Origin of the sequence: Variovorax sp. M-6 (assembly GCF_052114385.1) — a bacterium.
Classification (GTDB): domain Bacteria; phylum Pseudomonadota; class Gammaproteobacteria; order Burkholderiales; family Burkholderiaceae_C; genus Variovorax.
This window is the reverse complement of sequence record NZ_JBFREQ010000041.1, coordinates 26645-52840: the sequence shown is the minus strand read 5'-3', so window position 1 is coordinate 52840 and position 26196 is coordinate 26645. Positions and strand designations below refer to the sequence as shown.

31 protein-coding genes and 1 pseudogene are annotated in these 26196 nt (G+C 67.6%); 23 read left to right on the top strand and 9 right to left on the bottom strand.

Annotation, left to right across the window (positions count from 1 at the left end; translation table 11 throughout):
* Positions 1–294, top strand: a 294-nt coding sequence (locus AB4Z46_RS31065; protein WP_442287415.1) for an ATP-binding protein, incomplete at its 5' end; no start/stop codon positions are given.
* An 8-nt stretch (positions 295–302) separates the two neighbouring features.
* Here AB4Z46_RS31065 and AB4Z46_RS31060 read toward each other — a convergent pair.
* Positions 303–839, bottom strand: a complete 537-nt coding sequence (locus AB4Z46_RS31060) for a 2'-5' RNA ligase family protein (RefSeq protein WP_442287414.1) — start codon at positions 837–839, stop codon at positions 303–305.
* A gap of 141 nt (positions 840–980) precedes the next feature.
* Positions 981–1343: a hypothetical protein gene (locus tag AB4Z46_RS31055; protein WP_442287413.1), complete on the bottom strand. Its 363-nt coding sequence runs from the start codon at positions 1341–1343 to the stop codon at positions 981–983.
* 418 nt (positions 1344–1761) lie between these two features.
* Here AB4Z46_RS31055 and AB4Z46_RS31050 point away from each other — a divergent pair, with 418 nt between their 5' ends.
* The 4 genes from AB4Z46_RS31050 to AB4Z46_RS31035 all read left to right on the top strand — a co-directional run bounded on the left by AB4Z46_RS31050 (position 1762) and on the right by AB4Z46_RS31035 (position 4556).
* On the top strand, positions 1762–2505 hold the full coding sequence (locus AB4Z46_RS31050) for an H-NS family nucleoid-associated regulatory protein (RefSeq protein ID WP_442287412.1): 744 nt from the start codon (positions 1762–1764) through the stop codon (positions 2503–2505).
* 148 nt (positions 2506–2653) lie between these two features.
* The gene (locus tag AB4Z46_RS31045; protein WP_442287411.1) at positions 2654–2893 is read left to right on the top strand and encodes a hypothetical protein; all 240 of its coding nucleotides are present in this window, start codon (positions 2654–2656) and stop codon (positions 2891–2893) included.
* A 133-nt stretch (positions 2894–3026) separates the two neighbouring features.
* Entirely contained in the window at positions 3027–4043 is a 1017-nt protein-coding gene (locus AB4Z46_RS31040) for a DUF2272 domain-containing protein (protein ID WP_442287410.1), read from the top strand.
* A gap of 171 nt (positions 4044–4214) precedes the next feature.
* Entirely contained in the window at positions 4215–4556 is a 342-nt protein-coding gene (locus AB4Z46_RS31035; RefSeq protein ID WP_442287409.1) for a hypothetical protein, read from the top strand.
* Positions 4557–4589: 33 nt separating this feature from the next.
* Here AB4Z46_RS31035 and AB4Z46_RS31030 read toward each other — a convergent pair whose 3' ends face one another.
* The gene (locus tag AB4Z46_RS31030; RefSeq protein WP_442287408.1) at positions 4590–5549 is read right to left on the bottom strand and encodes a CysB family HTH-type transcriptional regulator; all 960 of its coding nucleotides are present in this window, start codon (positions 5547–5549) and stop codon (positions 4590–4592) included.
* 193 nt (positions 5550–5742) lie between these two features.
* Here AB4Z46_RS31030 and AB4Z46_RS31025 point away from each other — a divergent pair, with 193 nt between their 5' ends.
* The 5 genes and pseudogenes from AB4Z46_RS31025 (at position 5743) to AB4Z46_RS31005 (ending at position 10068) form a co-directional block, all read left to right on the top strand.
* On the top strand, positions 5743–6813 hold the full coding sequence (locus AB4Z46_RS31025) for a putative FMN-dependent luciferase-like monooxygenase (RefSeq protein WP_442287407.1): 1071 nt from the start codon (positions 5743–5745) through the stop codon (positions 6811–6813).
* Between the two features lie 269 nt (positions 6814–7082).
* Positions 7083–7199 (top strand): annotated as a pseudogene (locus tag AB4Z46_RS31020) (alkylhydroperoxidase domain protein); the annotation flags it as partial.
* Positions 7200–7319: 120 nt separating this feature from the next.
* Positions 7320–7847 carry a hypothetical protein gene (locus AB4Z46_RS31015; RefSeq protein ID WP_442287406.1) on the top strand — a complete coding sequence of 176 codons (528 nt, stop codon included), beginning with the start codon at positions 7320–7322 and terminating at the stop codon, positions 7845–7847.
* Between the two features lie 138 nt (positions 7848–7985).
* Entirely contained in the window at positions 7986–8945 is a 960-nt protein-coding gene (locus AB4Z46_RS31010; protein ID WP_442287405.1) for a LysR family transcriptional regulator, read from the top strand.
* 142 nt (positions 8946–9087) lie between these two features.
* Positions 9088–10068 carry a hypothetical protein gene (locus AB4Z46_RS31005; RefSeq protein WP_442287404.1) on the top strand — a complete coding sequence of 327 codons (981 nt, stop codon included), beginning with the start codon at positions 9088–9090 and terminating at the stop codon, positions 10066–10068.
* A gap of 212 nt (positions 10069–10280) precedes the next feature.
* Here the strand turns inward: AB4Z46_RS31005 and AB4Z46_RS31000 are convergent, their stop codons facing one another.
* The 4 genes from AB4Z46_RS31000 to AB4Z46_RS30985 are packed head-to-tail and all read right to left on the bottom strand — an operon-like array spanning position 10281 to position 12724.
* Positions 10281–10868, bottom strand: a complete 588-nt coding sequence (locus AB4Z46_RS31000) for an SRPBCC family protein (protein ID WP_442287403.1) — start codon at positions 10866–10868, stop codon at positions 10281–10283.
* Between the two features lie 5 nt (positions 10869–10873).
* Positions 10874–11611 carry a YceI family protein gene (locus AB4Z46_RS30995; RefSeq protein ID WP_442287402.1) on the bottom strand — a complete coding sequence of 246 codons (738 nt, stop codon included), beginning with the start codon at positions 11609–11611 and terminating at the stop codon, positions 10874–10876.
* Position 11612: 1 nt separating this feature from the next.
* Positions 11613–12170, bottom strand: a complete 558-nt coding sequence (locus AB4Z46_RS30990; RefSeq protein WP_442287401.1) for a YceI family protein — start codon at positions 12168–12170, stop codon at positions 11613–11615.
* Entirely contained in the window at positions 12167–12724 is a 558-nt protein-coding gene (locus tag AB4Z46_RS30985) for a cytochrome b (RefSeq protein ID WP_442287400.1), read from the bottom strand. The genes AB4Z46_RS30990 and AB4Z46_RS30985 overlap by 4 nt, the downstream gene beginning before the upstream one ends.
* Positions 12725–13036: 312 nt before the next feature.
* On the opposite strand from AB4Z46_RS30985, the gene AB4Z46_RS30980 reads away from it, so the two are divergent.
* From AB4Z46_RS30980 to AB4Z46_RS30960, 5 genes are all read left to right on the top strand, one after another.
* A complete protein-coding gene (locus tag AB4Z46_RS30980) occupies positions 13037–13957 on the top strand; it encodes a LysR family transcriptional regulator (RefSeq protein WP_442287399.1) in 921 nt (306 codons plus the stop codon).
* A 22-nt stretch (positions 13958–13979) separates the two neighbouring features.
* A complete protein-coding gene (locus AB4Z46_RS30975) occupies positions 13980–15014 on the top strand; it encodes an NAD(P)H-dependent flavin oxidoreductase (RefSeq protein ID WP_442287398.1) in 1035 nt (344 codons plus the stop codon).
* Positions 15015–15099: 85 nt separating this feature from the next.
* Positions 15100–16092 carry a Bug family tripartite tricarboxylate transporter substrate binding protein gene (locus AB4Z46_RS30970; protein WP_442287397.1) on the top strand — a complete coding sequence of 331 codons (993 nt, stop codon included), beginning with the start codon at positions 15100–15102 and terminating at the stop codon, positions 16090–16092.
* 1 nt (position 16093) lies between these two features.
* Positions 16094–17707, top strand: coding sequence for an AMP-binding protein (locus AB4Z46_RS30965; RefSeq protein WP_442287396.1), 1614 nt, complete (start codon positions 16094–16096; stop codon positions 17705–17707).
* Positions 17708–17766: 59 nt separating this feature from the next.
* On the top strand, positions 17767–18504 hold the full coding sequence (locus tag AB4Z46_RS30960) for an enoyl-CoA hydratase/isomerase family protein (protein WP_442287395.1): 738 nt from the start codon (positions 17767–17769) through the stop codon (positions 18502–18504).
* A 123-nt stretch (positions 18505–18627) separates the two neighbouring features.
* Here the strand turns inward: AB4Z46_RS30960 and AB4Z46_RS30955 are convergent, their stop codons facing one another.
* On the bottom strand, positions 18628–18894 hold the full coding sequence (locus tag AB4Z46_RS30955) for a hypothetical protein (protein WP_442287394.1): 267 nt from the start codon (positions 18892–18894) through the stop codon (positions 18628–18630).
* A 99-nt stretch (positions 18895–18993) separates the two neighbouring features.
* On the opposite strand from AB4Z46_RS30955, the gene AB4Z46_RS30950 reads away from it, so the two are divergent.
* Complete coding sequence (locus AB4Z46_RS30950) at positions 18994–19542, top strand: DUF4124 domain-containing protein (RefSeq protein ID WP_442287393.1); 549 nt, start codon at positions 18994–18996, stop codon at positions 19540–19542.
* Positions 19543–19567: 25 nt separating this feature from the next.
* On the opposite strand, the gene AB4Z46_RS30945 is transcribed toward AB4Z46_RS30950, so the two are convergent.
* Positions 19568–19897, bottom strand: coding sequence for a DUF1161 domain-containing protein (locus AB4Z46_RS30945; RefSeq protein ID WP_442287392.1), 330 nt, complete (start codon positions 19895–19897; stop codon positions 19568–19570).
* A 224-nt stretch (positions 19898–20121) separates the two neighbouring features.
* Here AB4Z46_RS30945 and AB4Z46_RS30940 point away from each other — a divergent pair, with 224 nt between their 5' ends.
* The 7 genes from AB4Z46_RS30940 to AB4Z46_RS30910 are packed head-to-tail and all read left to right on the top strand — an operon-like array spanning position 20122 to position 26181.
* On the top strand, positions 20122–20937 hold the full coding sequence (locus AB4Z46_RS30940) for an alpha/beta fold hydrolase (protein WP_442287391.1): 816 nt from the start codon (positions 20122–20124) through the stop codon (positions 20935–20937).
* A gap of 35 nt (positions 20938–20972) precedes the next feature.
* Complete coding sequence (locus tag AB4Z46_RS30935) at positions 20973–21413, top strand: Zn-ribbon domain-containing OB-fold protein (RefSeq protein ID WP_442287390.1); 441 nt, start codon at positions 20973–20975, stop codon at positions 21411–21413.
* Entirely contained in the window at positions 21410–22555 is a 1146-nt protein-coding gene (locus AB4Z46_RS30930) for a thiolase family protein (RefSeq protein WP_442287389.1), read from the top strand. The genes AB4Z46_RS30935 and AB4Z46_RS30930 overlap by 4 nt, the downstream gene beginning before the upstream one ends.
* The gene (locus AB4Z46_RS30925) at positions 22555–23358 is read left to right on the top strand and encodes an IclR family transcriptional regulator (protein ID WP_442287388.1); all 804 of its coding nucleotides are present in this window, start codon (positions 22555–22557) and stop codon (positions 23356–23358) included. The genes AB4Z46_RS30930 and AB4Z46_RS30925 overlap by 1 nt, the downstream gene beginning before the upstream one ends.
* Positions 23355–24587: a CaiB/BaiF CoA transferase family protein gene (locus AB4Z46_RS30920; protein WP_442287387.1), complete on the top strand. Its 1233-nt coding sequence runs from the start codon at positions 23355–23357 to the stop codon at positions 24585–24587. Before AB4Z46_RS30925 ends, AB4Z46_RS30920 begins: the two co-directional genes overlap by 4 nt.
* Positions 24584–25426, top strand: a complete 843-nt coding sequence (locus AB4Z46_RS30915; protein WP_442287386.1) for an alpha/beta fold hydrolase — start codon at positions 24584–24586, stop codon at positions 25424–25426. Before AB4Z46_RS30920 ends, AB4Z46_RS30915 begins: the two co-directional genes overlap by 4 nt.
* Positions 25423–26181, top strand: a complete 759-nt coding sequence (locus AB4Z46_RS30910) for an SDR family NAD(P)-dependent oxidoreductase (RefSeq protein WP_442287385.1) — start codon at positions 25423–25425, stop codon at positions 26179–26181. Before AB4Z46_RS30915 ends, AB4Z46_RS30910 begins: the two co-directional genes overlap by 4 nt.
* Positions 26182–26196: the final 15 nt, after the last annotated feature.

Here is a 26196-nt window from a genome sequence, read left to right as displayed (position 1 = left end):
GTGGTCGGCGCGCACGTCACCGAGCATGCGCTGGTGCTTCAGGTGCGCGACCACGGCCCCGGCCTGCCTGCCGCGCTGCGGGGCCGCGAGCAGACGCTGTTCGACAAGTTCACGCGCGGCCAGGCCGAGTCGGCGACGCCCGGGGTCGGACTCGGGCTGGCGATCTGCAAGGCGGTGGTGAGCGCGCACGGCGGCGAGATCGCGGCCGGGAATGCAACGGACGGCGGGGCAGAATTCACGGTCACGCTGCCGAGGCGTGAACCGCCGAACACCGTCGAAGACGGCGCCAGGTAGTCAGCAGGCTATGCGGGCGGGCCCTGCTGGAGGCCAAAGTCATGCATCTGCATCCAGCGCCCCGTCGAATTCTCCAGCAGCACGACCGAGTCGCACACGGCTTCGACAGGGAATTCGAGGGTGCCCATGCGACGCTGCAGTTCGGCCGCTGCCGCCTCGGCCTGGGCGGCGTCGCCGTGTGCGACAGTCAGGTGCGGAACGACGACACCCTCATGGGCGCCCCCATAGGGCTGGAAGTCCGGGAAGGCTTGCGCCAGCGCGTTGGTCAGTGCGACGAATGGGGCGGCCGGTTCCGGCACGAGGTACGCGGTCGTGGGGAAGCGCGCGACCGCGGCCAGCGAAAAGAAGAAGGCCGGGACGCGGTCCAGGGCCTGCTGCGCCCGCTCGAGCACGGCCGGCGTGATGCGCTGCGGTGGCATGAACGGAACCAGCACCGTGATGTGTGCCGGTACGCCCAGGCTCGCGGTGGCGTCAAACTGCGCGCGCAGATCGGCGACGAGCGGCTCGGCCGCGGGAACCTTGACTGCAAACGCGGAAATCGCCATGGCGCGATCGTAGCTGGCCCTGGGCGAGCAGAAGCCCCAGCACGATGGCGAGCAATGGGAGGTCGCGGCGACCGCGAGCAAGAGTACCGAATCCATCGGGACCTAGGCGGATTTCGTCTCGCTCGAAAGCAGCCGTTGGCCCTACCTCCAGCTCGGCGGGATCAGCGCAAGCGCGTCCGGGTCGGACAGCGCGTACTGCCGCACATAGGGCTCACGGTCGAAAATCTTGGCGTGGACCATCGGATCGATCCTGGGCTTGCGCAAGTCCTGCTTGCCGAGGAACGTCTTGACGCTCTCCATCGAGTCCCACAACGCCAGGATAACCACCTCGACCGTTCCGTCCGCCTGATCGCGAAACAGCACCGTCGACCGTAGATTGCCTGGGCTCGCGACCAATTCCCTGAGCGTGTTTGCTTCGAGGAACTCGCGACACTCATCGCGCAGCGAGGACAGGATCCAGAAGCCGTAGGTGCGCAGGATTGTCTCGGTGTTGCGCGTAGTCATGTTTGGCTTTGAAGGGGTGCGGTGATCCTATCGGCAACGGGCGATGAAATCGCTGCACAGGCCGCCGAGTTCCGCCACAAATTCCGGGCTAACGCGAAATACCACGTCTTTTTGCCCTCCGCATGCCAAGCAGCAGCCAAGATACGAGCAAGGGAAGTTTTCCGGCATAGGCCCTGAAATGAAGGCGAAAGCTCGGAAGGCGTCGGATGAATGCTGAAGAATTCTCGAAGGCCCGCGTCCAGTTCGTCAGGCATGCAGGCGCGAAAGGCTTTACCTCAGCCTGTGGGTAGAATCCGGCCCGGCGTGCATTTGAAGAGAAGATCATTCGATCGATCCATCAAGTTTCTGACGCCTTTTTGTCGCAAGCGTTCGTGAGGGCGAGCGACAAACTCCCTCCATTTCAAAGGTTCCAGACTCAATGACGAAGTCCTACGCGCAAATCAAATCCGCCATCGCCAAACTTGAAAAAGAAGCGGCCGCGCTCCGTGAAGCCGAGACGACAAAGGTGGTTGCGCAAATCAGGGAGTCGATTGCCACGTTTGGCCTGACCGTCGAGCAGCTCTTTGGCCGTGGCGCCAAAGCATTGAAGACAGCCGCCGGCAAGGCCCTCGGCGGTGGCAAAGCCGTGCGCAAGGGCGCAGGCATTCCCAAGTACCGCCACCCCAAGACGGGCAAGACCTGGACGGGATTCGGCAAGGCTCCCGGGTGGATTGCCACGGTTCGCAATCGTGACAAGTTCCTCATCGACCAATCTGGCGTCGTTGCAGCCGCTTCAGTCGAAAAGGCCGTGGCGCCTGTCGCTGCGGTGGCGAACAAGGCCACTCGTAAGGCCCGCACGGTTGCAGCACCGGTGAAGAAATCGGTTCGTGCCAACAAGGTCGCTGCCGCTCCTGTCGCAGTTTCCGAAGCCAAGGCTGAAAAGCCGGTCGCGAGGAAGGCTGCACCAAGGAAGAGCGCTCCTTCGAAGAAGGCGGCACCGGCAAACAAGGCGACGGCCGGCGCCAAGGCGCCAAAGGCTGTTGCGAGCACCACCAAGGGGGCCGCCGCCAGGGCGACCAAGTCGAAAGCTGCAGCCAAGACCCGCAGCCCGCGCACGTCCACGAACGCTGCGGCACCTGTTGTGAGCTCCGCCACGCCGGAGACGGTTGCATCCGCGAGCTGATATCGCAATCGGCCTCCTTCGGCCGAAGAGCACACACGAACGGGCCGCTCTGCGGCCCGTTTCTTTTCAGGGAAGCTTCCAGCTCTTGTCGCCCAATTCAAAGGCCATGCACAGACGGCCGGTGATCGTCGAATCCCGCCCCTGAAGGTTGCTCAAGCGTCTCGAGAAAGACAGGTTCATCTGGCCCTCGGCCGATGCGGTTGGCGTCGATGACTGGCACGGCACCCCGTGGCAGGAATCAGCCCAAGAGATCGCGCATGCAGTGAGTCGTGTGCATGCTGCTGCGGGAGGTCACAAAATCGAACCGCCTGATGAGTTGGGAGTGAATGAGATGGCGGTCGTGGTCGACGGCGGATTCGCCATGAGTTTCGCGTCCGCCGACCAATAGATGCGCGACTGGTCGTAGCTCGCGGGATACAAAGCGCTCAGGCGAGGCGAAAGGCTTGCGCTCTGATCATTGATGAACTTTCATGGACGTCGCAGGAAGCGGCCCTGGCAGCCCGGGCTATGCTCGGCTCCGCATGCTCTCCCTCTGCTCGCTGCGGCGGCTCTTCGCCCACCTCGCTCCCGCGCTGGTCCTGCTGGCACCGGACGGTGCGTCCGCCGGTTCGATCTGCCTCGACGCCGCCGCCCGGCCCACGCCGCCGGCTCGTGCATTGGCATGGGCCGCCGCGGCGCAACGAGAGCACCAGGCCTTCGGTGGCCAGACCATGGACGCCGAGGGCCGGCTCACCGAATCCGGGCTTTCGGAAGCCGAAGACGTCCGCGCCACGCTCTTGGCCAAGGCGCCATGGGAGCGGGTGCTCGGCTACTGGCAGGCGGTCGATCCGCAGCGTCGCCGCTTGCCCTCCCTCGTGCGATTCGGCGCCCTGCGCCCGGCCGATCGGGCGCTGCTGAAGCAGGCGCTGAACCAGGCCACGGATGCGCATCTGCAAGGCCTCGGCGTGGGGCCTGACCAGGGCCTGGCGTCGCACGAACTGCGCGCCGTCGAGGCCGCGGTCGACCGCGTCGCCGTGATCGACACGCCTTGGTCCTCCGCCTTCATGAGCTGGCTCGCGCGCGAGGCCGGGCTTGGCGCGGAAGAGTTCGTGTTCTCCGAAGCGCATGCTGACTACGCAGGCGCCGCGTGGCAGGCCGGCCTCGACGAGGCGTCGGGCGGGGCCACGCCCTACGCGATGCGCGCCTGCGACATCACGCGCACGCCGCCGCGTGTCGGCGACCTGGTGTGCCAGGCGCGCGGCGCCGGTGCCGACCTGGACACCTTCGACAAGATCGGTGAGGCATTGGCTGGCCGCCGAGCCGGCGCTGCCGCGCTGCCGATGCACTGCGACGTGGTGGTGGCAGTGGACGCCACGGGCTTCGATACCGTGGGCGGCAATGTGCTGCAGTCCGTCACCTTGCGCCGGCTGGCCTTCGCGCCCGGCACGAAGCTGCTGGATCCGAGCTATCTTCCCAGGGGCTGCAGCGCGTCGCAGGCCGGCTGCGTCGATCGCCACATGAGCCGCCAGCCCTGGTCGCTGCTGCTGCAGTGGCGTTGAACCGGCGTGGGTGAGCCGGCGATGTTCGCCGCAGGATTTCGATGCCATGCGGGGGCGCCGCCGCAATGGGACCAAGGTCCCATAGGAAGAGGATGCATGGCGGGGATCCCGCGGGTACATTGCTTGCGCACCTGCTTCATCCACATCCCTTCAGGAGCGAGGACCGTCGCCATGCCATCGATCCGACCGTCAAGGCTGCCGCTGCTGGCGGCGCTCTTCATCACGGGCTGCGCCTCCGGCCCGCCCTTCATCGACCAGATGCAACCGGAAGCCGTCTCGATGGCGACCCGACGCGGCCAGTTCGAGATGAATTGCCCGGCCGCGACCGGCGAGATGCTGTCGCGCGAGACCGTGCAGCCGCTGGTCCAGACCTGGCGCTTCCAGGGCACGGTGCGCGCCGAATACACCATCGGCGTCTCGGGCTGCGGCCAGCGCCAGACCTACGTGGTGATCTGCCCGGAGAACGGCGCCGGCTGCTTCGCGGCCGGTTCGCGGCAGGGCATCCTGCGTTAGGGCCTTTCACACGCGCCGAAGAGAACGGTTGATTCAATGCGCGAGCGCCGCATCGCTCGGTGATGCGTCCTCGCTGCCGCTGCCCAGCACCGCATCGACCACCGCGCGCGACAGCGTCGGCGCGAAGGACTCGATGAAGGCGTAGACGTAGGCGCGCAGGTAGTTGCCGCGGCGCACGGCCAGCTTGGTCAGGTTGATGCCGAACAGGTGACCGGCGTCGATGGCGCTCAACTGCGTGTCGCGTTCGGTCTCGAAGGCGATGCCGGCGACGATGCCGACGCCCATGCCGAGCTCGACATAGGTCTTGATCACGTCGGCGTCCATCGCCGTGATGGCGAAGTCGGGCTTGATCGCGCTCTGGGCAAAGGCCTCGTCGATGCGGGTGCGCCCGGTGAAGCCGCTGTCGTAGGTGACCAGCGGGAAGCGCGCCAGCCGCTCGATCGTGAGCGGGCCGTCGAGCAGCGGATGCCCGGGCGGCGCGATCACCGAGTGCGTCCAGCGGTAGCAGGGCAGGGCGACCAGCTGCGGGTAGTCGCCCAGCGCCTCGGTGGCGATGCCGACGTCGGCTTCGCCCTCGAGCAGCATTTGCGCCACCTGCTTGGGCGAGCCCTGGCGCAGGTGCAACTGCACGTTGGGGAACTTGCCGCGGAACTCCTGCACCGCAACCGGCAGTGCATAGCGCGCCTGCGAGTGAGTGGCCGCGATCGACAGCGAGCCGCTCTCCTGTGCGAGGAACTCCTGCCCCGCCTGGCGCAGGTTGTGGCTTTCGAGCAGCACGCGTTCGATGATCGGCAGCAGGTGGTCGCCGGGCGCGGTGAGTCCGGTCAGGCGCTTGCCGGCGCGGGCGAACAGGGCGATGCCGAGTTCGTCCTCGAGTTCGCGGATCTGCCGGCTGACGCCGGGCTGCGAGGTGTGAAGCGCATGGGCCGCTTCGGTCAGATTGAAGCCGCATCGCACGGCCTCGCGCACGGAGCGCAGCTGTTGGAAATTCATGGGAGCCAAACGGAAAGCCGTGCCAAGCTGCACGAGGTGGCCGATTCTGCGGGCGCGCCTTCCAATGCCGAACTACCGATTCGTTGCTTCCAAATAAGCGAAACATCTGTAGCCCGTGTTTATGCGATTTCCGGCTATCGATCTGCCCGGATCGATGCGCGCGCCCGCGGCGACGGCGCTACGATTTTCGGCAGTGACACATTCCCATCTCCCATCGCCGCCCACCGGCAGGCGGCTCGGCTTCTTCAGCCGGCTGCTCGACGACGCACCGGCGGCCGAGCGCTACCGGCTGGCCGCCGAGCAGATCGCGCATGCCGAGTCCTTCGGCTTCGATTCCGCCTGGGTGGCGCAACACCATTTCCATGAGGCCGAAGGCGGGCTGCCGTCGCCTCTCGTCTTCCTGGCCTACGTGGCGGCGCGGACCCGGCGCATCCGGCTCGGCACCGGCATCGTGACCCTGCCGCTCGAGAACGCGGTGCGGGTGGCCGAGGATGCGGTGGTGCTCGACCTGCTCTCGGGCGGGCGGCTCGAGTTCGGCGTCGGCACCGGAGGCACGCCCTCGTCGTTCACCGCCTTCGGGTTGCGCAGCGAGGACCGGGCCGAGGTCTTCGCCAGCCACCTGGCGCTGCTGCGCGAGGCATGGGCCGGGCGCCCGCTGGCCGGCGGCGACCGGCTGTACCCGTCCTCTCCGCGCCTGCTCGATCGGATCTGGCAGGCGACCTTCTCGGTCGCCGGTGGCGCACGGGCCGGCGCGGCGGGCGACGGCCTGATGCTCTCGCGCACCCAGCCGCGCTCGGAGGCGGCGCCGAGGGCGTCGCTCGCCGACCTCCAGCGCCCGATCATCGATGCCTACCTGGAGTGGCTGCCCGAGGGTCGCGCGCCGCGCATCATGGGCTCGCGTTCGGTGTTCGTCGCCGACGATCGCGGCGAAGCGCTCCGGCTGGCCGAACTCGGCCTGCGCCGCAGCGTCGCCCGCCTGGGCGATCCGAGCCGCCCGGGCGCCGACGCCCCGCTGCAGGCGCTGATCGCGGGCTACGACATGCACGTCGGCACGCCCGCGGAGGTGATCGCCTCGCTGGCCGCCGACGCCACGCTGGAGCGCGTGACCGACCTGGTGTTCCAGGTGCATTCGGTCGACCCGCCGCATCCGCTGATCCTGCGCTCGATCGAGCTGATCGCCACCGAGGTCGCGCCCGCGCTCGGCTCGCCCGGCCGGACCACCGCGCGCAGCGTCGACCCCTCCACCCACCCGCTCACCGCATGACCGCTTCCTCATCGCCCGACCTGATCGACCAACTGGCGGGCCTCGCGCCCGGCCACCCGCTCGATGCCATCCGCGCCCGCCGGGCGCAGGCGCGCCTCCACAGCCAGCAGAGCTATCTGGGGCTGTTCGAGCCGGCACCGCCATCGGCCTCCGAATTCACGCAGGTGGAGCGCTTCGCGGTCGCCGCCTTCGTCGCGGCCTGGCATCGGCAGGCGCAGGCCACGCGTTTCTATGCGGAAGGACTGGCGCGCCACGGTGCGCCTCCGCGCCTGCGTGCGGTCGGGCTCGACACGCTGGCGATCTCGGACCTGATCCAGGGTGCGGCCTTCTTCAATTGGGCCAACCGGTTGATGTTGTCCCTGGGCGAGCCGGCCGTCAGGGACTGAGGCCGCCAGGGCGGCTTCGGGGCCCCCGGCTCCGCGGCCGGGAGATTCAGTGGATGACTTTTGCAGGGCGCTGCGGAACAATCGCTTCGGCCCGACATTCGCTGATCAGGAGACGACCCCATGTCCAAGTTCAAGAGATGGTCCGCCGGCGCGCTGGCGGCGGCCGCATTGCTGCTCGGCGGCTGCACGACCACCGGCATGGGAGGCGGCGAGATCGTGCAGAAGGGCCAGCCCGACAAGCCGGTGCTGTTCTCGTGGAAGAGCACCGACGGCGGCATCACCGGCACCATGACCGCCACGCTGCCCAACGCCACCTACCAGGGGCCCTTCCTGCAGATCACGCAGCAGACCCGCAGCGAGGCCATGGACCCGATGTGGGGCGGCGGCTGGCCGGCGGGCTGGTCCGACTGGTCCTACTGGGGCTACGGCAGCGTCGCGGGAATGGGCGGCATGGGCATGATGCCGGGCTTCGACCCGGTCCAGTTCGCCACGGTCTACAGCGGCAAGGTGATCGCCAACCTGAAGAGCGCGCAGGGCGGCCTGATGCGCTGCCGGCTGCACATGTTGCGGCCTCAGCAAGGCATGTCGGGCGGCGGCACCGGTGAATGCCAGATCCAGGGCGGCGCCACGATCCAGGCCAGCTTCTGATTTCTGCAGCGAGGCGATTCGGCTTCGCCGACCGGGCGATTGCCTGTCCGATATTGACCTGCGTCATGGATGCGCCGGGTCCGGGGTCGGAATAGGAACTAGTATGCCGATGCCATCTACCAAAGGTGTATCGGATCCATGCGGCAGAAAAAAAACTACGGCGGCGAACTCAACTTCTACCTTCTGAAGTGCCTGGTGGCGCTGGTCGATCACTCGCATGTTTCGCGCGCCGCGGAGGCGTTGTCGGTCAGCCAGCCGGCCATGAGCCAGTTGCGCGCGATCACGGGCGATCCCATTCTCGTCAAGGGCGGCAGCAGGCTCATTCCGACCGCCAAGGCGCTCCAGCTGCGCGAGTTCGCCGAGCGCATCCTCGGGGAAATGAGCGATCTGCTGGGCAACGCGGTCGCCTTCGACCCGCACAGCACACGCTACCAGTTCCGGATGGTCGCGACCGACTATCTGGAGTGTCTGTTCATGGATCGACTGGTCCAGCATCTCGGTGGCCGCTTCCCGGGGATCGCGATGTCGGTCCGGCATCCGGTTCATCCCTCGGAGTTCAGCAAGGTGCTGGAGTCCGGCGAAGTGGACTTCGCGGTCGGCATCCTGCCGACCAGCATGCGCGAGCTGCGCCACCGGCTGCTGTTCCGCGATCGCATCGTCGGCGTGGCGCGCGCGGGTCACCGGGCGATCGGCCGGACGCTGTCGCCTGCGGCATTCGCCGCGCTCGAGCACGTGGTGATCATGCCGAACACGACCAACACCTTTGGCGAGGCGGTCGACGTTGCGCTCGAGGCCCAGGGCCTGGAGCGCAACCGCCGCTTCGTCACGCCGAACTACATCACCGCTTCGCACCTGTTGGAGAAAACGGACATGGTGGCGCTCCTGCCCCTGTCGCTGGCGTCACGCTTTCGCGATCGCTTCGGGCTCGCCGAACTGGCGTTGCCGGTGGACGTGCCGGAGTTCGAAGTCCACATCTCCTGGCACGATCGCACCCACCGTCACGCTGCCCACATCTGGTTTCGCGACCAGGTGATGCAAAGCCTGGACCCGCGTCAGCAGGGGATCGGCATGTTACGCGCAGACACTTTTATTCGATAAGTGCATAGGCCACATCCCTGCGCAGCATGGACAAGGCGCAGCGGACTCTCAATACTTGGGCGTTGCCGTTGATTCGGTCAGAAAGGATCCCGAGGATCGGCGCAGCCGGCCGTCGGGACGTATGTATTGATAGCTCCCCTTTATGTCACGAACGATACGATCCGTTGATGACCTCGCCCAACTTCCCGACGCCGAATTGCTTGCTTGTCTTGGCGCCCTGCGAACCGCCATCCACGAGGCGAAGCGTCAGCACGCGTCTGCGCTGCGCGAGCAGCTGATCCCGCCGGGCTCGTCGTTCGATTTTCCCTCGTTCGACTGGCGTCCCCGGGGAGCCCAGCGCTTCAGCATGCCCGATCAGCTGAGTCGCGAGACGCCGATCGACGAAATCTCGATGCGCGTGGGCGCCCGGGATGCGCTCAAGAACCTCAGCATCTTCTGCATCGACGACCTCTCGGCGATCAGCGAAGAGGACTTGCTGAAAGAGGAGGCGATCGGTGCCAAGACGGTGGGCCGCCTGCGCGAGGCGCTGGCCCGCGTGGGTCTCGACTTTCTGCCGAATGCCAGCGCGCCTCAGGGCCAGCGCCGCGGCGCCGAGTGGGCGCTGTCGACCGGGGACGGCGCCGGGAAGTCCGAAGAGGCCGCGAAGCCACGGTTCGTGCAGGTGAGAGAGCTGCTGAGTGAACAAGCGCGCCAGGCCCGCGATTTGAGCGAGAGCATGGACTGGATGGGCCTGTATGCCTACCCTTCGCAACTGATGAAGCTCAAGCCTGGCGACGTCGGTATCTTTGTCTGTCCGCCCGCCTGGAGGGGGCGGCTCGGCACGGTGTGCGGTGTCTGGGTCAAGGGGCGCACCGACTGGGCGTCCGGCTTTCCGCCCGGCACGCCATGGAAGGAAGTGTTCTGGACCGAGGCACACGTCGACGGCCTAAAGGTGGTGCGCGCGCCTTTGCCCGGCCAGTCCGGCGGCGAGCCCAGGCAGTTCGTGTTCGCACCCCGCATCGCGGCATCGACCACCGGCTCGGGTCTGCCCAAGCTCGACCAGGTGGTTTCGCGCTGGCGCGGTCTTTATGGCGCGGGCTCGCGCACGGACCTGGCCAGCCACGACCGGGCGATGTCCGACTGACGCCGTGCCGTCTGGCGGCGCAGTCCGATCGGCGGGCCCGGCGGGGGCCTCGCCTCCGGCCTCACGGAATTCCGTGATTGCCGGGACGTGCCTCCGACAACCTGATGTTTTTTTGTCTCTTTTCACGGAAACAATTTGTATCTGATTGTGTCGTGATCAGCGGGCCCGCGCAACCGTGGAGCCATCCCGCTGCTAGCTCGCAAAGCCTCCGGCTATTTCGCCGCCGTGCCGTGCGCGACCGAATCGCGACGGACAATTTCCGCCACCAGCGCCCGGAACTGCTTCTCGAGAACCATCCGCACGACCACGGTGCCGATCACCGGCGGCACCGGGAACTCGGGCGCCAGGCCGCCCGAATAGGACAGTCGCACCAGGCCCGACGGCAGCGGCTCGACCGCATAGCGGCCCTCCATGGCCCGGAGATTGCCCCGCACGGCATGTGCGACGATCCGCCGCTGCGGCGTCTCGACCACCTCGAGCCGCACCTCGACCGGCTGCGCGAAGAACAGGAAGGCCAACTCCCCGGCCAGGTCGACCTGCAGCTTGTTGCCGTCGCGCTGCACCACCTTCGAACTGCGCATGTACGGGATGAATTCGGCGAGATGGTCGTAGTCGGAAATCACGGCCCACACCGTGCGCGGGTCGACCTGAAGCTCCGCCGAAGCTGTCACCGCGATGAAGCCGTCGCGGTTCGCTGCAGCGACGTCGACCGGTTGCGCCATCGCCCCGCCGACCGCGCCCGGCACCCCCGGCAGGAGCAGGGCCAGGGCCAGGAGGGTTGCGATCGCCCGGACCGGCATGGCGGTCAATCCGCAAGGTCGCCCGGCAGCGCGGCGCGGCGCGACCGGATCCTGAAGCGCAGGCTCAACCGGTCCTGAACCTGCACCGCGCCGCCGAGGATGGAAAACGGCACGATGCCGAAGTCCGACTGGTTGAATTCGAACGAGCCGCCGACCTCCATCGCGTCGCCTCCGGCCTCGACCAGCGCCGGGACCGCGAAGGTGCGTGTCACGCCGCGCAGCGTGAGGGTGACATTCAGGCGCACGCCGCTTGCTGTGCGATCGACGCTGGCGACGTGGATCAGGGCATAGGGGAACGCCTGCGTGTCGAGCACCTTGTCGAGCATGTTGGTGCGCGTGCCGGCGATGTCGGAGGCGCTCGGCTGGGTGTCCAGGCCGGCCTCGGCGCGGAGTACCGGCTCGTCGACCGCGAGTTCCGCCAGCGGCACGAAAAGATCGGCGCGGCCGGCCTCCGGTGCGACCCATCCCTGGACCGCATGGCTGGCCACCACGTGATCGTGGCCAAGGTGCCCGAGCGATCCACCGCGTCGCACCGTGATCACGACCAGCGATTGCGCGGTATCCACGCGATGAACCGGACGCCCCCGCGCTGCGGCTTCCTCGTAGGCCTTGCGAAGAGACATCTGCGGCGCCAGGGCTGTCGCCGAACTCGGCTCCCGCACCGTCTCGCGGCCCTGTTGCGCGCACCCGGCCACGACCAGCGCGAGCAGGACGACGAGCCGCACCGGCCGCAGCACGGTCATCTCAGCCGTCCTTGCGCAGCCGTACGCGGAACTTGACGGTCACATCGGGGCCGATCACGTCGGTCGCGACCCATTCGCCGGTACCGATGCCGAAGGGCGCCCGCTTGATCACGAACTCGCCGGCCATCGTCGCGCCGTCGCCGGCCGGCGTCCAGCTGAACGGCACGTCGACCGGCTGCTGCACGCCCTTGAGCGTGAGCGTGCCGTGTGCCACGTAGCGATTCGCGGCGCGGACGATATCGGTGGCGTGGAACTCCGCTTGAGGGTGCCTGGCGAAATCGAACCACTCGACGCCGGCGATCGCCTTGTTGATGTCGGCACTGGCCATGTCCGCGCTGACCACCTTGATGGTGACATCGAGCCGACCGCCGGCCGGAGCCTGCGGATCGAAGCGGGTGCGGACGTCGAAGTCCTTGAACACACCCGGCGCCGGAATGGTCTCGAAGGAGGTGATGAACTCCAGGCGGCTGCCGGACGGCTCCATCTTCCAGTCGGCCGCGTGTGCGAGCTGGAAGACCGCGCAGGCAAGCAGCGAAACGAGGCAGGCCAGTCTTTTCATTTTGAAAGGGTCCTTGCGGGCAGCATGCGGATCAGCACATTGTCCCGCCGGATGAAGTGATGGCGCAGCGCCGCGCCGATGTGCACCAGCAGGAGCAGGGCCAGCAGCACGCCGAGCGAGAAATGCACGAGCGCCGCGACTTCCGCGGCGTGCTTGTCGACCGCGGTGATCGACGGCAGCGGAACGCGCCAGAAGATCTTGAACGGCACCCCCGACGCGGAATTGATGACCCAGCCGGTGAGCGGCATGCCGAGCATCACGACATAGAGCAACAGGTGGCTCGTGCGGGCCGCTGCCCGCTCCCAGGCCGGCATGGCGGCTGGAAGCGGTGGCGCGGGGGTCGCCAGCCTCCACACGAGGCGCAAGACCACGAGCGCCAGCACCACCATGCCGATGGACTTGTGCCAAACGAAGAGATCGAGCTTGGTCGGAGACAGCCGCCAGGTCGCGGCCAGCCAGCCGAGCGCGAACTGCGTGAAGATCAGCAGCGCGACCAGCCAGTGCAGGAACTTGACGACCCCGTTCCAAGACGGTTCGATGTCCGATGCCTTCATCCAGAGCCTGTGGGGCGCGCGAACGCCCGTCCTTGTGATTGCTTCCTTCGCGGAAAGCGGCGCAACAGTGCCGCGCATCGGTCGGAGTATCTGCCGCCAAGGGCATCTCGGCTACTGCCGGTCGACTTCGCCCACTCCTTTTGCCGAGGCCGGTTCAAGCAGGAGAAAGCGGGTGTTCCCGGCCTCCTGGAATGGTAGGCCTGGCGCATCTCATTGGTATGAAAATCATACCAATGGCCACGTAAGCTTCAGCGATTGAAGTCCGCTGTGGGTACGCATTGACTCTGAAAAACAAAGATTGACCGACGCCGAATGACCTACACCCTCAAACACTTGCAAACGCTGCTCTACGTTGCGCGCTACGGAAGCTTCTCTGTCGCGGCCCAGAAGTTGCGTATCGCGCGCCCCGGCGTGTCGGTGCTGATCAGGGAGTTGGAGGAGCGTCTCGGATTCGCGATCTTTGAACGCACGACCCGCAGCGTGGTGCTCACGGAAGACGGGCGCGCCTTTCTTCCGTTTGCGGAACGTGTTCTGGATGAGTACCAGGCCTCGGTATGGGCTGCGCGCAACATGTCGCGGCGCGACAGAAGCACGCTGAAGATCGGCAGCAGCCAGTTGATGGCCAGCGTGCTGATGCCGGACGCGATCGTCGCCTTCAATGCCCAGGGCCTGCAATGCGACATCGATCTGGTCGACCTGCAGAACGACGAGGTCATCAACGCTGTCGTCTCCGGTCAGGTCGAGATCGGTGTCGGGCCGGAGCGCCAGATCCCCGATGCGGTGTCAGCCCAGGTTCTCTTCAGTTCGCCGTTGGGATGCCTCTGCGCGGCTGAGCATCCCTTCGCGCTGGGGAAGCAGGCGAGCTGGCACGACATGGTCAACCAGACCATCATTTCCAGCGATCGGGGCGGCGCGCTCATGGTCATGCACGAACTGGACTATGAAATGCGCTTCAGCCCGGCGATTGAAGTGCGCAATGCCATGAGCGCCATTGCGCTGGTCTCGCGCAATCTCGGGGTGATGATTGCGACCTCCTTCGTCGAACCGCTGTTGTCGCCGTTCAACGTGCAGATGATCCCGCTGGTGGAACCCGTGATTCACCGCCGGACGATGCTCTACGCGCGCGCGGACGCGCAATTGACACCCGAGGCACGCGCCTTCTCCGACGTGCTCTTGCGCATGCCCGTGCCGGCGAGCCGCCAGCCCGTGCGGCGCGGAAAAAGATCCCCCTAGTCCCTTGTCAAACCGAAACGCCATGCCCAACCTGCCTGCCCCGCTCCGCGCTCTGCCTCTTCCCATCATCGCGGCGCCCTTGTTCATCGTGAACACCGCGCAAACGATCATCGCGCAATGCAAGGCCGGCGTCGTCGGGACGATGCCCTCGCTGAATGCCCGGCCCATCTCCCAATTGGAAGACTGGCTGGCGGAGATCTCGGAAACCCTGGACGCCCACAACCGCGCCAATCCGGAGCGTCCCGCTGCGCCCTACGGCATCAACCTGATCGTGCACAAGACCAACGATCGAGTGGAAAAAGACCTGGAGATCATTTCGCGCTTCAAGGTGCCGCTGGTCATCACCTCGCTCGGCGCGCGCCCCGAAGTGAACACCGCCGTGCACGACTACGGCGGCGTGGTGCTGCATGACATCATCAACAACAGCTTTGCGCGCAAGGCCATCGAAAAGGGCGCGGATGGCCTGATCGCGGTGGCGGCCGGCGCCGGGGGTCACGCCGGCACCAAGAGTCCCTTTGCGCTGATTCAGGAGATCCGCCACTGGTTCGATGGCCCGCTCGCACTGAGTGGTGCCATTTCGACCGGCGGCTCGATCCTCGCGGCCCAGGCCATGGGCGCGGATTTCGCCTACATCGGCTCCGCGTTCATCGCGACCCACGAGGCGCGTGCGAACGATGCCTACAAGCAGGCCATCGTCGACGGCGACTCGGACGACATCGTCTACTCGAACCTCTTTACCGGCGTACCCGGCAACTACCTCAAGAGTTCGATCCGTGCCGCCGGCATGGACCCCGACAACCTGCCGGCCAGCACGACCGGCATGCAGATCGGCAGCGAGCGCGCCGACCAGAAATGGCAGAGCCTGAAGTCCGGTGGCGCCTCCGAGCGCGCCCCAGTGACCATCGCGGCCAGCACCGGCGCCAAGGCCTGGAAGGACGTGTGGGGCTGCGGCCAGGGTATCGGCAACGTGACCGAAGTGTGCTCGGTGCCGGAGCTTGTGGCGCGCCTGGTGCGCGAGTACCACGAAGCGCGCGAGCGGCTGCTGGCAACCGCGTAGGTCCAGGACTCCAACGGAGCCTGTTGCCAGGCGATGCATGCGCGCCTGGCCTGCAGATCAAGAAATCAACAACACGGAGACATCGATGCCGCAGAAAGAAATTCAACGCCGGACTTTCACAAGAACGATGCTGGCATGCGCCGTTTCGCTCGCGCCACTGTCGCAGCAGGCGCTGGCGCAAGCTGCGCCTTACCCGAATCGCCCGCTGAAGATCATCGTCTCGTTTGCGGCGGGCGGCGGCTCGGACATCGCGGCGCGGCTGTTGGCCAAGCCCCTGTCGGAAGCCCTGGGCCAACCCGTGATCGTGGAAAACAAGCCTGGTGGCGATGGCACGATCGCGGGGCTGGAGGTGGCCCACGCGCCGCCGGATGGTCACACCTTGTTCCTCGCCACGGCCAGCCCGATCACCTACGTGCCTTCGATCCAGCTGACCAAGCCGCCGTACGACCCCTTGAAGGCCTTCGCCCCGGTCACGCACTTTACCTACTACACCTACATCCTCGTTGTTCACGAGAGCGTGCCTGCGCGCAACTTCAACGAGTTCGTTGCCTACGCCAAGGCCCATCCCGGGAAGATCTCGTATGGCGCAGGCAACGCGACCACGCATCTGGCCCTGGCGCAGCTGGCAAAGTCCAGCAACCTGGACATGACGCACATCCCGTACAAGGGCGACTCGGTGGCGCTGCCGGATCTTCGCGCAGGCCGCATCCAGGCCATGTTGGTGGCGCCCGACGCGATCTCCCAGATGGAAGGCCGAGTCAGGGCGATAGCGGTGCTGGGCGAGAAGCGCTCGCCCCTGATGCCCGAGATTCCAACCTTTGCAGAACTGGGTGTTCACGGCGTCGACATCGCACCCTGGAGCGGCATCTTCGTCACCGGTGGCACGCCGGCGCCCATCGTCGAGCGGCTCTCCGCAGAGCTGAACAAGATCTTCAAGTTGCCCGAGATCCAGGCGCAACTCAACCGCGCCGGCTCCACGCTGCAAGGCAGCAGCCCCGAGTACCTCCGTGATCTCGTGCAGTCGCAACTCGTGATCTGGAAGTCGGCCGTCAAGGCCGCCAACATCCCCACCCACTGACATGACCGTTCAATCACCTTCCGCAGCGCCATCCGATGCCATCGCGGCTTCTGCGCAGGCAGGAGCGGCCCCGGCGGTTTCGCACGCAGTCTCCGCTGGCAATGCAATGGTCTTCGTTCCCAGCGGAAGAACCGTCGGCTTCGACGAACTCGAACGCGAGACGAACAAGGTGGCGCGTGCCCTGAAAGCACTGGGATTGCAGGCGGGGGATGCGGTGGCGATCTGCCTTCGCAACACGCCCGAGCTGGTCTACGCGATGGCTGGGGCGATGCGCGTCGGCCTGTATTTCATCTTGCTGCCCTCCAACGGCTCGGCCAGCGACCTGGCCTATATCGTGCGCGATTCCAATGCCCGGCTGGCGTTGGTGGGCGCGGACATTTCCGCCTTGAACGGCCTGCAGGACATGCTGGCGAAGGAGCCGGCCGTGCCTGTGTACGTGCAGCGCAGCGGTGCCAACGAGGGCGAGCACCTGGCGCCTCGTGCATGGGACCATTTGGTACAAGAACAAGCCGATACCTTGCCGCAGGAACTTCGGCCCGGCCGGGAAATGCTGTACTCCTCCGGATCCACGGGCCGACCCAAGGGCGTGAGAAAGCCGATGCCCACGGGCGCCTGGAACGCGCCGGATCCGCGCAATGTGGCACTCGCACGCCAGTTGAACATTGATTCGTCGTCGAGATTCCTTTCCACCTCCCCGCTGTACCACAGCGCACCGCTGCGCTTCCTGCTGGCCGCGTTGAACGCCGGCGCTACGAGCGTGGTCATGGAGCGTTTCGATGCCGAGCTGGCGCTGGCATGCATCGAGACGCATGCGTGCACCCACAGCCTCTGGGTGCCCACCATGTTCCAGCGCATGCTGCGGTTGGATGACGCCACCCGGACGCGCTATTCGGTGCGCTCCATGACCCACGCCGTTCACGGGGCCGCGCCTTGCACCATTGCGGTCAAGGAAGAAATGATTGCCTGGTGGGGACCGGTTCTCCACGAGTACTACTCCGGCACCGAAGGCGTGGGCGCCACATGGATCAGCTCGCCGGAGTGGATGGCGCACAAGGGCTCGGTCGGCCGCCCGCAGGGTTGCGTTGCGCATGTCCTCGATGACGAAGGCGAGGAAGTTGGCGCGGGTGTCGACGGCAACATCTACTTCGAGAGCGAAGGGCAATTCAGCTACTGGAACGATCCCCAGAAGACCCGGGCCGCGACGAGCAAGGAGGGTTGGCGCACCTTCGGTGACATCGGCTATCTGGATGCCGACGGCTATCTCTATCTGACGGACCGGCGCGACTTCATGCTGGTGTCCGGTGGCGTGAACATCTACCCGCAGGAAGTGGAAAGCGCACTGTTGGAATATCCCGGCGTGACGGATGTGGCCGCCTTCGGCGTGCCCGACGATGACCTGGGTGAGCGGCTCGTGGCGATCGTCGAGCTGGTCGGCGCAAGCTCGCCCCCACCCACCATGGCGGCCGACATTCAAGCCTTCTGCCGCGAGCGCATGGGCAAGATCAAGGCGCCGAAGCAGATTGTCTTCGTCCGGCAGCTGCCCCGCCATGAGACGGGAAAACTGCAGAAGAAGCGCTTGCGCGAGCAGTTCCTGCGCGGCGAGTTCGCCGGATGAAGAAGAACAACCCGCTTCAATGCATTCACACCGAACTTGAGCTACCCGGAGAAAAAATCATGTCTGAAGTTGTGCTGACCGAACGCGACGGCCATGTGCTGATCGTGACGCTGAATCGCCCCGAGGCACGCAACGCCTGGAACCCGGCGCTCGTGCAAGCCTTGCGCGAGATCTGGCTGGACTTCGCCAGCTCCGACGAGCGCGTCTGTGTCGTCCGGGGGGCCGGGGCGATGTTCTCCGCCGGCATCGACCTGAAGGACACGCCCTCCGAAGGCGCCTGGGCCATGCCCAACATCGGTGTGCCTTGCAACAAGCCCATCCTCGTCGCCGTGGAGGGCGCTGCCATCGGCTATGGCGCCGTCATGTGCCAGTACGCCGACATGGTGTTCGCCGGGGCGGACGCGTACTTTCTCTACCCCGAAGCCAAGCTGGGGCTGTTCCAGGGCCTGATGGGCGGCTTCCCGGGCCGCCTTCAGTACAAGGGCGGACTGCAGTGGCTGCTGACGGCCGACAGCATCTCCGCCGAGCGCGCCCGCGAGATCGGCCTGATCAACGAGGTGGTGCCGCCCGGCCAGGCCTTCGATCGGGCGCTCGAAGTGGCGCACAAGGTGGCGCGCAACGCGCCGCTGGTGGTTCAGTCCATGAAAGCCATGGCCTTGAGCACGGTCACGAAGGGGCCGATGGAACAGAACTTCCACATCAACCGCGGGATCGAGCAGATCATGGCCAGCGACGACGGCAAGGAAGGGATTGCATCGTTCCGGGAGCGGCGTAGCGCCGAGTTTCGAGGTCGGTGATGCTTGCGCTGTGGTGCTCGCGCGATATCGGCCACCGTGCCCGCGCGGGAGCATAGGCGCCGAAGTGGTCCTCCCATTTCGGGAGGATTGGCCCTGCGCGAGCCTGGGTGAGGCGCTGCCTCGCTACTGCCCGACGACCGACCAGCCTGCCTGCTGGTTCGTCTTGTCGTTCTCGTACTCCCAGCGCGTGCCGCAGGCGTCGCACCGGTAGCTGGTAACGTTGACGGTGTGGCCGCCGCGGTCGCCGTCGCTGCGCTCTTCCTTGCGGCTGGACAGCTGCACCAGCTCCGCGTGCCCGGGTGCGCGGCGCCAGTTGCGCTGGATGCCGGCGCACGAGGCGCAAAGCACCATCCTCTTCAATTCGGCTTGTCGGTTGGACTCGTTCGCCATGCGGCTTGTGCTCTCTCTCTGGAATGGTTCGCTCGGTCGAGCATGTTAGCGCGCACGGACCGGGACGTCGCGGCCGCGACCCGGCACAATGAATGCACCATGCGTCCCCGGCATCTCGTCCTCGTGATGGTCACCATGCTCGGCGCCGTTTGCAGCGCCGAGGTGCTTCGCTGCGCGGACGCCGCGGGCCATGTCAGCTACACCGACGGTGCCTGCCCGGCAGGCGCCCGCCCCGTGGGGCGTGTGGCAATCCCGGAGCCGGCCGATCCGGCCGTCGAGGCCGACCGGCCGAGACCGTTGCAGCGCGAATCGACGGAGGCCGCCGCGCGCCCGCCACCGGCACCCGCAGGCCCCATCGTCATCGACTCGCGCGGCAACAGCGGCAGCGGCGTCGAGCCGGCCGGCGATTCGCGCTGGAGCGATCGCGGTGTCGATTCCTGGGTGCCGGACGATGGCTACGCCGCCCCGGGCGCCTATCGCCGGTCGCCGCCGCCGCGCGACATGCGGCCGCGCATCCGCCGCTGCGATGAAGCAGGTTGCGAGGACAGGCAGGGCAACCGATACAACCATTCCGGGCAGCTGGAGCGCTACCAGAGCCTCGACGGGAAGACCTGCCGGCCCATAGGGACGACCACGGTCTGCCGCTGAGCGTGTTCGTGCGCCGGCGTTGCCGCTATCTGGGGCAGTCGCCGCCGACGGACACGCTGCCGTCCTTGCACTCGGTCAGCATGGGTTCGCCGCGCCGGCGCGGCGCAGCGGTCTCGGGGCTGAAGCCGGCGCCGCGATCGCGCTGATAGACGATCTTGCGGCTGCCGAGTTCGCAGCTGCCCACCACCTGGCCTTCCGCGGGCGCCGCGGCATCGACCGTGGTGACCGTGAAGCGCGCCACGCCGGCCGCGGCGATCTTCGCTTCGATCTGGGCGCGCAGGGCCTCGCAGTTCTCGGCGGCGCTGGCGGCGCCGGCGAAAACCCAAGCACAGCCAATCAGCCAGGGTTTGATCATGGGCGTCGATGCTCGCACGCGCCGCCGCGATCCGCCAGCGCTTCCGGTGCGCGGCCTCGAAGCGGATGTAGCGAAAGGTAGCCACGCACCAAGCTGCGGCACGCTCGACCTGAAAACGCCCCAATATAGGGTTTTCCCGAACTTGTGCCGCACTCCCTGCCTTCATAAACTGCGCAACATTCCAGTAAATCAAATGTCATTCCATTAAACGGAATGATCAAGCAATGAGTCAGCACTTGCCCCAGACGGGCAGTTTCACGGCGCAAGACGGTGCCGTCCTTCGTTTCCTCGAGCGTCCGGCGCCTGCGGCTTCGTCCGGCACCGCCGTGCTGCTGCCGTCTCTTTTCTTCGGCGCATCGATGTTCGACGAGGCGGTCGCGGCCCTGCCGGTCGCATGGCGCGTGGTCTGCCCCGACCACCGCGGACAGGGCGGAAGCGAATCCGGTGCGCGGGCGCCGACCATGGTCCAGCTCGCCGCCGACATCGAGGCGCTGGTCGAGGCCCTGGGCGACGGTCCGGTGCACCTGGTCGGCAGCTCGATGGGCGGCTACGTCGCGATGGAACTCGCCCTGCGCCGGCCCGACCTTCTGCGCTCCTGCGTGCTGTCGTGCTGCACGGCCGAGGCCGAGCAGCAGCCCGAGCGCTTCGCCGCGCTCGAGGCCGCGCTGCGCGAGCAGGGGGCGGCCGCGCTGGTCGAGGGCCTGGTGAACACGATGTTCGGCAGCCGGTTCATCGAGTCCGCCAGTCCGGCGCTGGCCCGCTGGCGCCGGCACTTCGCCGCCCTCGACAGCCGCATTCCGGACGCCGTGCACGAAGTCTTCGCCCGTGCCGGCCATGTCGAGGACCTGCCGCGCCTCGCCATGCCGGTGCTGCTGTTCAGCGGCGCGCTGGACCGCGCCAAGAAGCCGGCCGACATGCAGTTCATCGCCGAGCGCGTGCCCGGCAGCCGCCACCTCGTGCTCGATGCGTCCGGCCACACGCCGCCCATCGAGCAGCCCGAGCGCTTCGCCAGTGAACTGGCGGCGTTCTGGGCCGCCTGACGCCCCATCCCCCCATTCCAATCACAACAGTCCTCATGTCCTCAGCATCCGTCACCACCACGTCAGGGTCGGCCTTCGCGGCCGATGCCCTGCCGTTCACCGACCTGGCCGTGTCCGACCAGCGCCCCTTCGAAATCCGCGACGGCGCGGTCTTCCTGCGCGGCAGCGTTTCGCGTTCCTCCGGCAGCCGCGCCTTTCCGGCGCGACTCGTTTGCCACGAGACCGGCGCCCGCGACATGGAGCCGATGAGCTTCGGCCCGCGCGGCACGCTCTACAGCTACTCGACGGTGCACGTGTCGTCGTCGCGTCCCACGCCCTACACCATCGGCTACGTGGACTTCGACAACGGCGTGCGCGTGCTCGCCCAGGTCGAGGCGGGCGGCGAGACGCTCGGCTGCGACCAGCCGGTCGAACTGCGCGCCGACGGCGCCCGCTGGTTCGTCTCGCCCATCGCCGCACAAGGAGCATCCGCATGAGCCAGGCCTACATCGTCGGCGCCGCCATGATTCCGATGGGCAAGCACCGCGAGTCCAGCTATTCGGGCCTGGCCCTGCCGGCCGTGCTCAACGCCTTGGCATCCGCCGGCATCGCGCCGTCCGAAGTCCAGTCGGTGGTGTGCGGCCATGCCTTCGGCGGCATGCTGACCGGCCAGCGCATCGTGAAGGAAATGGGCATCGCCTCGGTGCCTGTCACCAACGTGGACAACGCCTGCTCGGGCGGCGCCACCGCGCTGCACCTGGCGTACAAGGACATCCAGGCCGGCCGCCACGAGATCGTGCTGGTCATCGGCGTGGACAAGCTCACGCAGTTCGGCGGCGGCACCCTGCCGCTGGTGCTGGAAGATCCCGAGGTGCAGCAGGGCATGGTCATGCCCGCGCTGTACGCAATGCGCGCGCGCCGCTACCTGCACGAGCGCGGCGCCCAGCCGTCGGACCTTGCCGAGGTCAGCGTCAAGGCCCGCCGCCACGGCGCGAAGAACCCGTACGCGCAGTTCCGCAAGGAAGTCACGGCCGACGAAGTGCTGGCCTCGCGCTACATCTGCGAGCCGCTGACGCTCCTGCAGTGCTGTCCGACCGGCGATGGCGCCGCCGCCGTGCTGGTGGTGTCGGATGCGGTGCGCAAGCGCCTGGGCCTGCCGGCGGTGCGCATCGCCGCGTCCATCCTGCATTCGGGCTCGATGACCACCGGCTTTCGCGACATGCTGCGTCCCGAGATCACCTACCACTCGGCCAGCGACGCCTACGAAGCCGCAGGCATCGGCGCGGCCGACGTCGACGTGGTCGAGCTGCACGACGCCTTCACCATCGCCGAGCTGGTCTATTACGAGGCGCTGGGCCTGTGCAAGCCGGGCGAGTCGGCCGACTATCTCAAGTCCGGCAAGACAACCTACGGCGGCGACGTGGTCGTGAACCCGAGCGGTGGCCTGCTGTCCAAGGGCCACCCGGTCGGCTGCAGCGGCGTCGCGCAGGCGGTCGAGATGTACTGGCAACTGACCGGCCAGGCCGGCGAGCGCCAGGTCGACGAGGCGCGCATCGGCTTGTCGCATGTCACGGGCGGCGGCATCGCCGGCCTCGATCACGGCGCCTGCACCGTCCACCTGTTCGAACGCACGCTGTAATGACCGATACGAACCTTTCCGCGGCGGTGGCCGCTTCCGAGGGCGCCGGCACCGGCACCGTGAGCCGTGCGCTGGCGCTGCTGACCGTGCTGGCCGATGCCGGCGGCAGCGTGACGGTCAAGCAGGTCAGCGACTCGATGCAGGTGCCGCCTTCGACCGCGCACCGCCTGCTGCAGTTGCTGCGCAAGGAAGGTTTTGTCGACGCCGCGGCCGGTGGCCAGTACGGCATCGGCCCGCAGTTCTACCGCGTGGCGGCGCGCGTCGTCGGCGGCAAGTCGCCGACCGCCGTCGCCCAGCCTGCGATCGAGGCGATTGCCGGCATCTTCAACGAGACCGTGGTCTTCGGGCTCTACCTGCCGACCGAAGGCTCGCTGAGTTTTGCGGCGCGCGCCGACGGCCAGCAGAAGCTCAAGTACCAGATCGACCTGCACCAGCCGCTGTCGCTGGTCTGGGGCGCGTCGGGCAAGTCCGTGCTGGCCTTCCTGCCCGAGCCGGTGATTGCATCCATCCTCGCGGCCGAGGGTCCGTCGCCCGCGACCGGCGCGTCGCCGCCGCTTCCGGCTGCGCTGGCCGCCGAGCTGGCCGAGATCCGCGCGCGCGGCTGGGCCGTCAGCGAAAGCGAAAAGCTGCCCGACGCCCGTGGCATCGCCGCACCGGTGTTCGGTCCGGCCGGCGTCATCGGCTGCATCTGTCTCACTTCTCCCAAGGCGCGCATGCCGCACGCCAGCATCGATGCCATCGGCCAGGAGGTCGCCGCGCGCGCCAAGGCGTTGTCGCACGACCTCGGAGCCGTCAACAAATGAATCCCGAATCTTCCCGTCCCCAGCCGCTCGCCGGCTACCGCATCGTCGACCTGACGACTTTCCTGTCGGGCCCGTTCTGCACGCAGATCCTGGCCGACCTCGGCGCGGAGGTCGTCAAGGTCGAGGCGCCCGAAGGCGACTCCAGCCGCGCGATCCCACCGCACTTCGTCGGCAGCGACAGCGCCTACTACCTCGGCATCAACCGCAACAAGCAAAGCGTCGCCATCGACATCAAGCAGCCCGAGGGGCTGGCACTCGTCAAGCGGCTCATTGCCGAAGCCGATGTCGTGGTCGAGAACTACCGTCCCGGCGTGGCCGCCCGCATCGGGCTGGACATCGCCGCCCTGCGTGCCGCCAAGCCGGCGCTGATCTGGGCGTCGGTCAGCGGCTTCGGCCAGACCGGCCCGTGGCGCGACAAGCCCGCCTACGACATGATCGTGCAGGCACTGTCGGGCGTGATGAGCCTGACCGGCGAGCCTGGCCGCCCGGCCGTCCGCCTGGGCATCCCGGCCGGCGACATGGTGGCCGGCATGTACGCGGCGATCGCGGTCAACGCCGCGCTGGCCGATCGCGAACGCAGCGGCGAAGGCCGTGTCATCGACGTGTCCATGCTCGACTGCCAGCTTGCCATGCTGTCCTACCAGAGCACCTATGCGCTGGTCGCCGGCACCACGCCGCAGCCGCAGGGCGCGCGCCATGATTCCATCCCCACGTACCGCTCCTTCGTCGCCGGCGACGGCCGCGAACTGGTGGTGACCGCGAACACCGAACGCATGTGGAAAGGCCTGTGCGAAGCGCTGGGCCTGGCCGCGCTCGTGGCCGACGAACGCTTCGACAGCGGCGGCAAGCGCCTGAAGAACCGCGAGGCCTTGTGGCCCCTGCTCGAAGACGCATTCCGTGCCCGCGCCGCGGCCGAGTGGATCGCCCCGCTGCAGAACAACGGCGTGCCGGTCGCGCTGATCAAGAACGTGCCCGAAGCGCTGCAGGATGCGCGCGAGTCCGGCCGCGGCATGGTCCTGCCGCTGGACGGCACGCACGGCGAGCACATCGAGGTCGTCGGCAACCCGATCCGTTTCGTCGGCGAAGCCGAACGCGTTGCGAGCTACCCGCCGCGCCTGGGCGAGAACGCCGGGCAGGTGCTCGCCGACTGGCTGGGCACGGCCGCCGGCGAGGTGGCCGCCCTGATCGAACGCGGCGTGCTGGTGCAGCGCGAGCCGGTCGCTGCATGACCTCCGTCGTCGCGATCCGCAGCGCGGCCGAATCGCTCCGCGGCTTCCGCACGGAAGTCGTTCGCAGCGGCGACGGCACGGCGGGCACGGTGCTCGCCCTGCATTCGCTGGGGCTGGACCGGCATGCCTTCGACGCCCTGCGGCTGGCGCTGGGCGAGCGCTGGCGCGTGGTGTCCTTCGATCAGCGGGGCCACGGCGCCAGCGCGGGCGAGGCCAGCGCCTCGCTCGAGCAGTATGTGCAAGACGCCGGCGCGGCCCTTGCGACCTGCGGCGACGCGCCCGTGCACCTGATGGGGCATTCGATGGGCGGCGCCGTCGCGGCACTGCTCGCGGCCACCGTCCTGCGCGAAGCACCCGGGCGCATCGCGTCGCTGGCGCTGCTGTCGACGCCGGCGGGCGGCGGCGCGGTGTTCGAACAGCGCGGCGCCGACGTGCTGGCCGGCGGCGTGGCGGCCGCGTCGGTGCAGACCATGGCGCGCTGGTTCGGCGAGGTCGGCGCCGCGCGGGATGCCGCGCCGCAACGCTATGCGCGCGCCGCGCTCGCCGCCATGCGGCCGCAAGGCCTCGCCGGCGCGTGGCACGCGTTGTCGCGGTTCCCCGGCTATGCCGGCCTGGTGCATGACCTGCCTTCCACGCTGTGCATCGCCGCCACCGACGACCTCTCCACGCCGCCCAAGGCCATGCAGGCCATCGTCGATGCATTCGCCGCGGCCGGCCGTGCGGACCAGGTCGACTTCTCAACACTTGACGGCGGCGGCCACATGGCGCCGCTGTTCGCCGCCCCGGCGCTGGTCGAGGCGCTCACCGCGCACTGGCGCCAACGCGATACACACCGATGACTTCCACCACTGATTCCTTCCAAGGCCGCATCGCGGTCGTCACCGGCGGCGCCGCCGGCATCGGCCAGGCCGTTGTCCAGGTGCTGCACGACCTCGGCTGCGTCGTCGCGTCGATCGACCTCGGCGTCGATGGCGTGCCCGCCGGCGCGACCGCGCTGGTCGCCGACGTGCGCGACCAGGCCGCGCTCGACAAGGCCATCGGCGCCTTCGGCGAGGCGCACGGCCGCATCGACATCCTCGTCAACAACGCCGGCGTGAGTTTCGTCGGCACCATCGAAGACGGCAGCGACGCCGACTGGCACCGCATCTTCGACATCAACGTCGTCGGCATGATGCGCGCCACCCGCGCGGCCTTGCCCTGGCTGCGCAAATCGGCAGATGCCGCGATCGTCAACATGTCGTCCTGCACCGCCGTCAACGGGCTGCCGCAGCGGGCGCTGTACTCGGCCACCAAGGGCGCGGTGCAGTCCATGACCATGGCCATGGCCGCCGACCTCGTCACCGAAGGCATTCGCGTCAACTGCGTCAGCCCCGGCACCGTCGACACGCCGTTCATGGCCGAGCTCGCCGCCCGTGCGCCGGACCCCGCCGCCAAGCGCGCGCAGTTCGAGGCGCGCCAGCCCACGGGCCGCATGGTGTCGCCGCAGGAAGTCGGCGAGGCGGTGGCCTACCTGGCCCGTGCCGGCGCCCATTCGTCGGTCGGCAGCGTCATCAACCTCGACGGCGGCATGACGGCGCTGCGCATGCCGCGCTGACCGCCGCACTCCCTT

Coding starts and splice junctions, on each gene's coding strand:
- AB4Z46_RS31060 (WP_442287414.1), bottom strand. CDS start 839: ATGGCGATTTCCGCGTTTGCAGTCAAGGTTCCCGCGGCCGAGCCGCTC.
- AB4Z46_RS31055 (WP_442287413.1), bottom strand. CDS start 1,343: ATGACTACGCGCAACACCGAGACAATCCTGCGCACCTACGGCTTCTGG.
- AB4Z46_RS31050 (WP_442287412.1), top strand. CDS start 1,762: ATGACGAAGTCCTACGCGCAAATCAAATCCGCCATCGCCAAACTTGAA.
- AB4Z46_RS31040 (WP_442287410.1), top strand. CDS start 3,027: ATGCTCTCCCTCTGCTCGCTGCGGCGGCTCTTCGCCCACCTCGCTCCC.
- AB4Z46_RS31035 (WP_442287409.1), top strand. CDS start 4,215: ATGCCATCGATCCGACCGTCAAGGCTGCCGCTGCTGGCGGCGCTCTTC.
- AB4Z46_RS31030 (WP_442287408.1), bottom strand. CDS start 5,549: ATGAATTTCCAACAGCTGCGCTCCGTGCGCGAGGCCGTGCGATGCGGC.
- AB4Z46_RS31015 (WP_442287406.1), top strand. CDS start 7,320: ATGTCCAAGTTCAAGAGATGGTCCGCCGGCGCGCTGGCGGCGGCCGCA.
- AB4Z46_RS31010 (WP_442287405.1), top strand. CDS start 7,986: ATGCGGCAGAAAAAAAACTACGGCGGCGAACTCAACTTCTACCTTCTG.
- AB4Z46_RS31005 (WP_442287404.1), top strand. CDS start 9,088: ATGTCACGAACGATACGATCCGTTGATGACCTCGCCCAACTTCCCGAC.
- AB4Z46_RS31000 (WP_442287403.1), bottom strand. CDS start 10,868: ATGCCGGTCCGGGCGATCGCAACCCTCCTGGCCCTGGCCCTGCTCCTG.
- AB4Z46_RS30995 (WP_442287402.1), bottom strand. CDS start 11,611: ATGACCGTGCTGCGGCCGGTGCGGCTCGTCGTCCTGCTCGCGCTGGTC.
- AB4Z46_RS30990 (WP_442287401.1), bottom strand. CDS start 12,170: ATGAAAAGACTGGCCTGCCTCGTTTCGCTGCTTGCCTGCGCGGTCTTC.
- AB4Z46_RS30985 (WP_442287400.1), bottom strand. CDS start 12,724: ATGAAGGCATCGGACATCGAACCGTCTTGGAACGGGGTCGTCAAGTTC.
- AB4Z46_RS30980 (WP_442287399.1), top strand. CDS start 13,037: ATGACCTACACCCTCAAACACTTGCAAACGCTGCTCTACGTTGCGCGC.
- AB4Z46_RS30975 (WP_442287398.1), top strand. CDS start 13,980: ATGCCCAACCTGCCTGCCCCGCTCCGCGCTCTGCCTCTTCCCATCATC.
- AB4Z46_RS30970 (WP_442287397.1), top strand. CDS start 15,100: ATGCCGCAGAAAGAAATTCAACGCCGGACTTTCACAAGAACGATGCTG.
- AB4Z46_RS30965 (WP_442287396.1), top strand. CDS start 16,094: ATGACCGTTCAATCACCTTCCGCAGCGCCATCCGATGCCATCGCGGCT.
- AB4Z46_RS30960 (WP_442287395.1), top strand. CDS start 17,767: ATGTCTGAAGTTGTGCTGACCGAACGCGACGGCCATGTGCTGATCGTG.
- AB4Z46_RS30955 (WP_442287394.1), bottom strand. CDS start 18,894: ATGGCGAACGAGTCCAACCGACAAGCCGAATTGAAGAGGATGGTGCTT.
- AB4Z46_RS30950 (WP_442287393.1), top strand. CDS start 18,994: ATGCGTCCCCGGCATCTCGTCCTCGTGATGGTCACCATGCTCGGCGCC.
- AB4Z46_RS30945 (WP_442287392.1), bottom strand. CDS start 19,897: ATGATCAAACCCTGGCTGATTGGCTGTGCTTGGGTTTTCGCCGGCGCC.
- AB4Z46_RS30940 (WP_442287391.1), top strand. CDS start 20,122: ATGAGTCAGCACTTGCCCCAGACGGGCAGTTTCACGGCGCAAGACGGT.
- AB4Z46_RS30935 (WP_442287390.1), top strand. CDS start 20,973: ATGTCCTCAGCATCCGTCACCACCACGTCAGGGTCGGCCTTCGCGGCC.
- AB4Z46_RS30930 (WP_442287389.1), top strand. CDS start 21,410: ATGAGCCAGGCCTACATCGTCGGCGCCGCCATGATTCCGATGGGCAAG.
- AB4Z46_RS30925 (WP_442287388.1), top strand. CDS start 22,555: ATGACCGATACGAACCTTTCCGCGGCGGTGGCCGCTTCCGAGGGCGCC.
- AB4Z46_RS30920 (WP_442287387.1), top strand. CDS start 23,355: ATGAATCCCGAATCTTCCCGTCCCCAGCCGCTCGCCGGCTACCGCATC.
- AB4Z46_RS30915 (WP_442287386.1), top strand. CDS start 24,584: ATGACCTCCGTCGTCGCGATCCGCAGCGCGGCCGAATCGCTCCGCGGC.
- AB4Z46_RS30910 (WP_442287385.1), top strand. CDS start 25,423: ATGACTTCCACCACTGATTCCTTCCAAGGCCGCATCGCGGTCGTCACC.